The following is a 7984-nucleotide window of genomic DNA, read 5'->3' as shown; positions in this document are numbered from 1 at the left end:
AAAGGGGCTGTCCAAAAAGTCCAACTTTGATGTCATTCTGAGCTTGTCGAAGAATCTGTTCACTTGAAAGACAGATGTTTCGACTACGCTCAATATGACATTTTTTTGGTCCTTAATACTTTTTGGACAACTCCTTTTTAAGTTTAATAATGTTGTTTTAAAAGTATGTGACTGAAACAATCCTAATTTAGAATCTTCATTAGTTCTGCATCTTTTTCTCGGCTTGCTGTTGTTCCACCGAAAGTTTAAGCGGGTTAATCTCTTCACCCCAATAAACAGTGGTGTGTGGGAATGGTATTTCGATATTCTGTTTGTCGAAAGCAATTTTTAGCCTTCGTCGGTATTCCCGCCCGGTGGTCCATTGCATAATGGGTTTGGTTTTGAGACGGGCTTTGATAATCAATGCACTGTCTCCAAATTTATCCAGCCCGAAAATTTCGATGGGTTCAATGATGTTGCTGCCTAGCTCGGGATCGTTTTGCAGGTCTTCGCCCACCTCTTTCATAATTTGCATAACCTGATCTACATCTTCCTTGTAGGCTACCCCAATGTCGAAAACCATGGCCGACCACTCTTTGGTCATGTTAGCGAGGGAACTTATTTTTCCATTTTGGAAAATATGAACTGTTCCGTTGAAATCTCGCAGAGTGATGGTGCGTAGTTCAATTTTTTCCACCAGACCTCCGGTCCCGTTAATGATGGCAACATCTCCGGTTCGTATCTGGTCTTCAAGAAGCATAAAGAATCCGGAAATGTAGTCACGCACCAGTTCCTGTGCGCCAAACCCAATTGCAAGTCCAAGAATACCTGCACTGGCAATCAGGGGGCCTACGTCAATAGAAAACTTGCTTAACAGCATGATGATGAAAACCGTCATCAACACAACGCGAACCGTGGCCAAAATGATGCCTGTAAGTGTGAGAATTCTTTTTTCGGCTTCAGTTGCATCAACTGTTTTGTCGTTTGTAGCTCGTCGAAGGAGGATTTTTTTCAAACGGGAGATGGAATATTTTACTACGCGCAACATAATAGTAAGCGCAATAATGAGAATAATGAGGCCCGGTATCTCAGTGATAGTCCAGTTAATAGTACTTTCCAATAATTTTGACCAAAAATCTGTTGTAAGTAGTTCTTTCATGATTTTTCTGTTTTCCCTAAAAATACAAAAGACTCTGAAACTTAAAAACAATCATTGCCCTTTTGTTCGGTTTGTCAGAAAAAACGAATTATAAACCGGGCTTCATTTTCAGAGATATCGATTGGTTTAGATTGATGTAACCTCTTTCTTTATTGATGGTGGAGTATTCGGTTTGGATGGATGAGTAACCTTTTTTACTGAATTCGATCCTGAAGCTGGAGTAGGGATTCAGCCGTATTCTGAATTTTCCTTCCTGATCGGATGTGAATGTTTTGGTATCCTGCGATGCTGATGATATGGTTATTGTTACACCTGACAAGGGGGTGCCGTTGTTGGCTGTTGTTAACTGTCCGAAGATGCCATATGTGGGCAGAGGTCTTAACATCAAATAATGGGTTTCATTTTTGTCGTTAAGGGTGAAGGTATCCTCGTAAGGGTAATAGTACTCTACCGCTGTCATAACGTTGATTTTCCCTTTGGTGGAGTCATTGAGAACGAAATAGCCGTTTTCGTCAGAAGTTTCTTCTCCCAGGTAGCGGCCCTGGCTGTCCAGAATGCCCACTAAAGCCCCCGAAACAGGGTCTTCTGTTTTTTGATCAATAATTCTGAATTTAAAGAGGTCAGAAGATTCTTGTTTCTGTTTCTGGTCGTTTTGGGGACTATCCTCGTCGAATGTGATTGGATTGAGCACCGTAAACCTGTAAATATCATCATCTCCCAAACCTCCGGGCCGGTTAGAAGCAAAAAAGCCGGTATTCCCGTCGGGGTTCAGAAAAATTGAGAAGTCATCTTTCTCCGAATTGATTGGATATCCCATGTTTTTCACAATTTGTTTTTCTCCTTTTCTGATGGAAACAAAAAGGTCCAGACCTCCCATTCCCGGGTGTCCGTCGGAAGCAAAGTAGAGTTTTCCGTCGGAGGCAACAAAGGGAAACATTTCATTTCCTTCGGTGTTGATTTCGGCTCCGGCATTGACGGGAATTCCCCATTCCCCGGATGTTCTGTTTATGTACCAGATGTCGCTGCCACCGGAACCTCCAGGGCGGTCGGACACAAAATAGAGGCGGTTGTTGTCTGCTGTCAGCCAGGGGTGACCGGTTGAAGAACCGGTAACATTGAAGGGTAAGTCCACCGGGTCGCTCCACTCTCCCCGGTTGTTTCGCGTGGAATAAACAATCTTCAGGCGCGTGTAATTATCCGGGCCATTCTGTTGAAAAGCGTTGCGTGTAATGAAAACTTCTGTGCCGGTGGTGTTAAAGCATAGAGGTCCATCATGATACCTGGTTTGGAAGTTGGAAAAGTATGGTTCCGGAGTGGAAAAATATTCACCCTGGGGTACAACCATGAAAACGTTGAGGTAAGGTTTGTTGTTTTGTGCGGTTTGTCTCTTGATGAGTGATTGAATGCTTCTGTTGGAAGTGAAGAATAATATTCCGTTTTGCAGAAGCGGAGAAAAGTCAGCAAAAGAACTGTTTAAATTCAAAGGTCTTATTTTGTATCGGTTTGTTTGTTTGAGTTGTTTAACCCGTTCATAGCTGTTAAGTTGTTTGTGAGCTCTGGTGTCGTCCGGATTTTGGGAGTGGTATCGGGCCATTACCCTATCGGCATCTTTATAATGCTCCAGGGAATGAAGCACTCGGGCATAAGTGTAAAGGAACTCGCCTGAGAGACGGTCTTCGCCTATGGATGCAAAAATTTCGGCTGCTTTGGCGGGCTCATCAATCCGGAACCAGGCCATGCCTAAAAGACTTTTCTCAGCGTTGTTTAGTTTACCTTTTTCATTCAGGGTCTCAAAAATTCTTATGGCCCGGGGATAGGCCATGTTGTTGAACGCACGAATGGCTTTTTCGGACTTACCCGATGAGGCTTTGACGGCAGGATTACTCTTCCGGGTTTGACTTTCGGCAGAGAAGATGAGCACAACAAAGAATAGGAGGAAAACTATTGTCCCCTGAAAAGAGAAATAATTTCTAATATGGTGTTTGATTCCGGACATCATCAAATAAAATTTTAACTTAAAAATAACGTGGTGACACCAGCCCATTTTTCCTGAAGCCTTTAAAGTCGTAGCTGATAATTACTTCGTGAGTTCCTGAGTCAAACGGTTTTAAATCTGAAATTGGAAAGTCGTAGGAATAACCAATCATTAGCTGACGCGTAATTTGAAGGCCTGCGAGCATCGCAATGGCCTGATTGGATCGATAGGATACTCCGGTCCACAGTGTTTGATTGAAAATAAACTGACCGGTGATTTCGGCTGAAAAAGGGGCTCCTTCAACTGCCCGGGTAATCAGTGATGGCTTGAACTTGAAGTATTTTTGATTGCCAATCACCAGCCCTGCCATGAAATAGTAGTGACGTTGAAGTTCTGTAATTTTTCCTGTAGTAGTCTGATTTCCACTTAGGTCGGTTTCAATAAGACGGGGTGCCGAGATTCCCACATAAAATTTTTTTGAATAGAGGTAGAGGCCCACTCCGGCATTGGGTTTGAATCGCTGCTCAAGGTCTTTCTCGAATGCAGGGTCTGCGGCATCAGTTTCGAGGCTGCTCAGGTTGACATGATAGTTGAACAATCCTCCTTTGATACCCATCGAAAGTGTGGTCGTCCGGGAAAGTTGAATCCGGTAGGCATAATTAACGTTAAAAAACAGATTGTTGACGGGGCCGTAATTGTCTGAGACTATAGAGAATCCCAGTCCCATATTGAAATTATTGAAAGGGGTGTGTGCCGATAAATCGTAAGTGCGGGGAGCGCCGTCCAATCCTGCCCATTGGTGGCGGGAGAGCAGAGATACATTGAGTGCCTCCCGTGTCCCGGCATAAGCAGGGTTTACCCCCATGGTATTGAACATGTATTGAGTGTATTGGGGTTCCTGCTGTGCGGATACATCTGTGAAGGGGCTCATCAGGATGATGAGTAGCCACAGGTGCGATTTTTGATGAAATATCTTATTTAATAGCCCCATTTCTTCGGTGTCTTATGTGTTTTAAGTTTTTCTTCACTTTGTTCTGATTATCTGGCGATGTAAAAGTATCCGTTCAGTTTCTTGTTGATGTCGTAAATGGTGATGATATAGTAATAGGTTCCTGCCGGAAGTCCTTTCCCTTTGCTAAAGCCTGAGGTGGCTTTCCCATCCCAGGGGCTGTCGAAGGGGTCCTTTTCATAAACCACCTCTCCCCAGCGACTGAAAATCACAACACCAACCCTGTCATATTCGCCTAACCAGAGCAGGTCGAATTCATCGTTATAACCATCTCCATTTGGTGAAAACCCTTTGGTGACTTGAAGTTCCTCAAAACAGGGATCCGAATCTCTCCAGTCGGGCAAACCGTCACCATCGCAATCTCCATCTCCTTCCTGCATATCAGGAATGCCATCATTATCGGTATCACCAACAGGATCCATTCCGGGTTGTTTAACCGTTATGGTTACGATGCCCGATGCGCAGAGAGAGGGCATCCTGTTATCGCAAACCTGATATTCAAAGTTGTCAGTTCCGGAAAATCCCGTGTTTGGCTCATATTCAAAGGTTCCATCGGTGAAAATTGTCAATAGACCGTGTTGTGGTGGTTCGAGAGGTGTTGTATCAATGGACAGCACGTCACCATCCGGGTCACTGTCATTATCCAATAATGAGGTTCCTGAAAGATGTTCGTCATTATCAATTTCAAAAACATCATTTTCTGCCTCAGGAGGATGGTTCTCCTCCTGCACATCGTTGTCGGAGTTTACAACATCAATAGAGGTGGAGATGCCCCGGTAGGTATCATCCGAAATGTCAGAATTTACCGCCAGCGTAAGTGTATATTTGATGTCGCCGTCCACCAGAGAGTCGTCTTTTCCTGTTACAGTAACAGTCTGAGGTTGGCCCCAGTTGGACCTGGTGAAGGTAAGTTGACTAATGTCCAATTCCCCTTCGGTGTCGTCCATTCCGGAAATGGAAATGACCACATCGGAGGTTGGCTGGCTGCTAAGCATAACATCAAAATTGGCACTGGTTCCGGATTCATCAGTAGAGATTTCACTTCCTGACATAGAAATCACAATGCCAGACGAATCATCATCTATACTGGTAACCGTCAGATCCACACTCTGTCCATGATAAGTGGGATCCGAATGTTCGTCAATCACTGCAATGGTCAGGGTGTAATCTATATTCCCATCTACTTCATCGTCGTCTACCCCTGTGATGGTAACTGTTTGAGGGCTATCCCAAATATCAGGCGAAAAAATTAATTGATTATTGCTGATGACGCCTTCGGAAGTGTCAAGGCCTGAAATGTTTATGGTTACGTTGGTAAGGGGCCGACTGTTAAGTTGAACAGTAAAGCTGTCGGCGTCTCCAATTTCTGAAGTCTGAGTTATTTCCTCACTCTGTGTGATGAGAATTCCCGATGTATCGTCGTCGGTGTTGGTTGCCGCAATCTGTTCATTTAAATTGTGATAGTCCGGATCAGAAGTATTGTTGTCCACTGTCAATGTAATGGTGAAGTCGATGTCACCATCAACCAGATAATCGTCCACTCCTGTGAGCGTAACTATTTGGGGTTGACTCCAGTTGTCGGGGGTGAAAATGAGCCGTGTTTTGTCTATAGTGGCTTCGGAATCATCAAGGCCGGTAATAACGATTTCCACATTTGAAATAGGACTGCTGCTGAGTGACACCTCAAAAACATCAGAGGTTCCGGCTTCTTCTGTAAGGATGGCTTCCCCCTGCAGTGAAACTAAAATTCCTGCTGCATCATCATCAATATTTGTTACCAGTAATGTTTGGTGTTGATCATGATAGGTTGCATCCGATTGATCATTAATTACAGAAATAGTGAGGAAATAATTTATATTTCCATCTACTTCACTGTCGTCCACTCCTGTGATGGTTACCGATTGTGAGGTATTCCAGTTGTCAGGTGTAAATGTCAGCTCAGATGTGCTAAGGGTTCCTTCGGAATTATCGACTCCTGTGATTTCTAACACAACATTCGATGTGGGCTTGCTGAGAAGAACAACCGTAAACATATCGCGGGTTCCCGATTCATTGGTTTGTGTATGTGTATTGGTGATGGTTAGTTCAAAGCCAGCATCATCATCATCAATATTGGTCACCACCACCGGGGCTGTTAGCCGGCGATAAGCTGCATCTGAAAGATGACTAATTGGCGAAAGCAGCAGGGTGTAGGTAATGTCTCCGTCCTCTTCATTGTCATCTACACCATAAACGTAAACGATTTGCACTTCATCCCAGTTTTCGGATGTGAAAGTAAGTTGGTCAGTGCTGAGAGAGCCCTCTGACTGATCCAGTCCACTTATCCTAAGAACCACGTTGGAGGCAGGACGGGTGTTTAATTCTACGGTAAACGCATCCTGACCGCCGTTTTCGGAAGTTTGAGTGCTCGCATCGGTGAGAGATATCTTGATTCCGGGAACATCGTCATCAGAAATGGAGGCAGTTGCCGATTGTTCTCCATCTTCGGTTGCATTGGTGACCGATTCAATGGTTACCACGATGGTCTCTTCTCCTTCGGCTTCATTGTCATCTACACCTGTTATGGATATGCTTTGACTTTGGCTGCCCGGAGGAATTTCCACCTGAGTCTGCCTGCCGGTGTAGTCTGATGTTGATGCTGTTCCTGAAAAAGAAAGTTCCACTGTTATAGGCTGGTAAGAGGCATGATTTAACTCAATAATTAAGGAGGCAACTCCACCGTTTTCGGAAAATGGGGTTCCTGAAAAGGCCAGAGAGACTGTGGGCATTGACTGGGCATCCTCAATGGTAATGACTACTTCCTGGATACCATCTGCTGAAGCACCACCACCGCCAACACCTGTAATACTCACAGTAATTTCTTCATTGTTTTCAAAGAGGTTGTCAGAAATAGCTTCCAGCGTTGTGGTTCCGGAAGTTTCTCCTGCAGCGATGGTGATGGAGGTGGCTGTCAGCAGATAGTCATTATTATCGGCAGTGGTGGAAGTAGCTTCCAGATTGACCAGAACACTCTGTGTGGTTGGATTGCTCAGGTTAACTGTTAACGTGGAGGCGCCATTTTCGGCGATAGATAGCGGTGATGCGGAGAGCCAGACCAAAGGAGCGTTATCATTGTCGGTAAGTACCACCGTTTGTTGCTGAGTTCCGTTTTCAGACGCTGCCCCTCCTGAAACACTCAGGATGGAGATGGTGAACGTTTCAGTTCCTTCATAAATGTCGTCATCTATGCCGGTGAGGGTAATGAAAGCAGAGGAGGAGAAAGCCGGAATTACAATTACAGAAGCGCTGAGCGAAAAATCTTCATTCTGGGTTGCTCCTGATGAGGTAGACAAGGTAACTATTACATCTTCAAAGGTGGGGTTTGTCAAAGATGCAGTGATCGTGGAGGTTTGGTTTTCACTTATGGTTGCAGGGGAGATGCTTAAAGAAACTCTGGGAGCAGTTTGAACGTCGCTGATGGTAAGAACTACAGGAAGATTGTCACCTGTACTTACTGAGCCTCCGGAAGTTTCATGGATGGAAACTTCCAGTGTTTCAACTCCTTCATAGAAGTTATCTTCTTCTCCGATGATGGTTGTCGAAGCAGAAAACGAGCCTGCTGATATTGTAATCGGGTTTTGCGAAATGGAATAGTCTTCGGGTTCGGTAGTCTGGTCGTTCAGCGCTAAGGTGATGATTATATCTTCGGATGAAACATGATTCAGAGAGGCGGTTATAGTAGTACTTTCGTTTTCTCTAAAAGAATTGTTCCCAGCTGAAATGGAAACTTCGGGCACTGTTTCGTTGTCTGTGATTTGCAGATTCAGTGAAGCGGGAGAACCGACGGATGCACCTCCGCCTGTAACACCGGTAATTGCAACTG

4 protein-coding genes are annotated in these 7984 nt (G+C 44.6%); all 4 read right to left on the bottom strand.

What is annotated here, in order from left to right; genetic code table 11:
* Positions 1 to 199: 199 nt before the first annotated feature.
* Entirely contained in the window at positions 200 to 1138 is a 939-nt protein-coding gene (locus QZZ43_RS13770) for a mechanosensitive ion channel family protein (protein ID WP_291860479.1), read from the bottom strand.
* Between the two features lie 88 nt (positions 1139 to 1226).
* Positions 1227 to 3137, bottom strand: a complete 1911-nt coding sequence (locus tag QZZ43_RS13765; RefSeq protein ID WP_291860477.1) for a carboxypeptidase regulatory-like domain-containing protein — start codon at positions 3135 to 3137, stop codon at positions 1227 to 1229.
* Positions 3138 to 3153: 16 nt separating this feature from the next.
* Positions 3154 to 4104, bottom strand: coding sequence for a type IX secretion system membrane protein PorP/SprF (locus QZZ43_RS13760; protein WP_291860475.1), 951 nt, complete (start codon positions 4102 to 4104; stop codon positions 3154 to 3156).
* Between the two features lie 47 nt (positions 4105 to 4151).
* The coding region (locus QZZ43_RS13755; RefSeq protein ID WP_291860472.1) for a Calx-beta domain-containing protein at positions 4152 to 7984 on the bottom strand (3833 nt) is incomplete at its 5' end.

This window comes from Marinilabilia sp. (assembly GCF_016278715.1).
GTDB lineage: Bacteria > Bacteroidota > Bacteroidia > Bacteroidales > Marinilabiliaceae > Marinilabilia.
Note: the sequence above shows the minus strand (reverse complement) of the source record. Positions and strands in the feature narration are given on the sequence as shown.

What these genes read in the sequence shown, in the direction of transcription:
- QZZ43_RS13770 (WP_291860479.1), bottom strand. Translation starts at nt 1,138, where the DNA reads ATGAAAGAACTACTTACAACAGATTTTTGGTCAAAATTATTGGAAAGT.
- QZZ43_RS13765 (WP_291860477.1), bottom strand. Translation starts at nt 3,137, where the DNA reads ATGATGTCCGGAATCAAACACCATATTAGAAATTATTTCTCTTTTCAG.
- QZZ43_RS13760 (WP_291860475.1), bottom strand. Translation starts at nt 4,104, where the DNA reads ATGGGGCTATTAAATAAGATATTTCATCAAAAATCGCACCTGTGGCTA.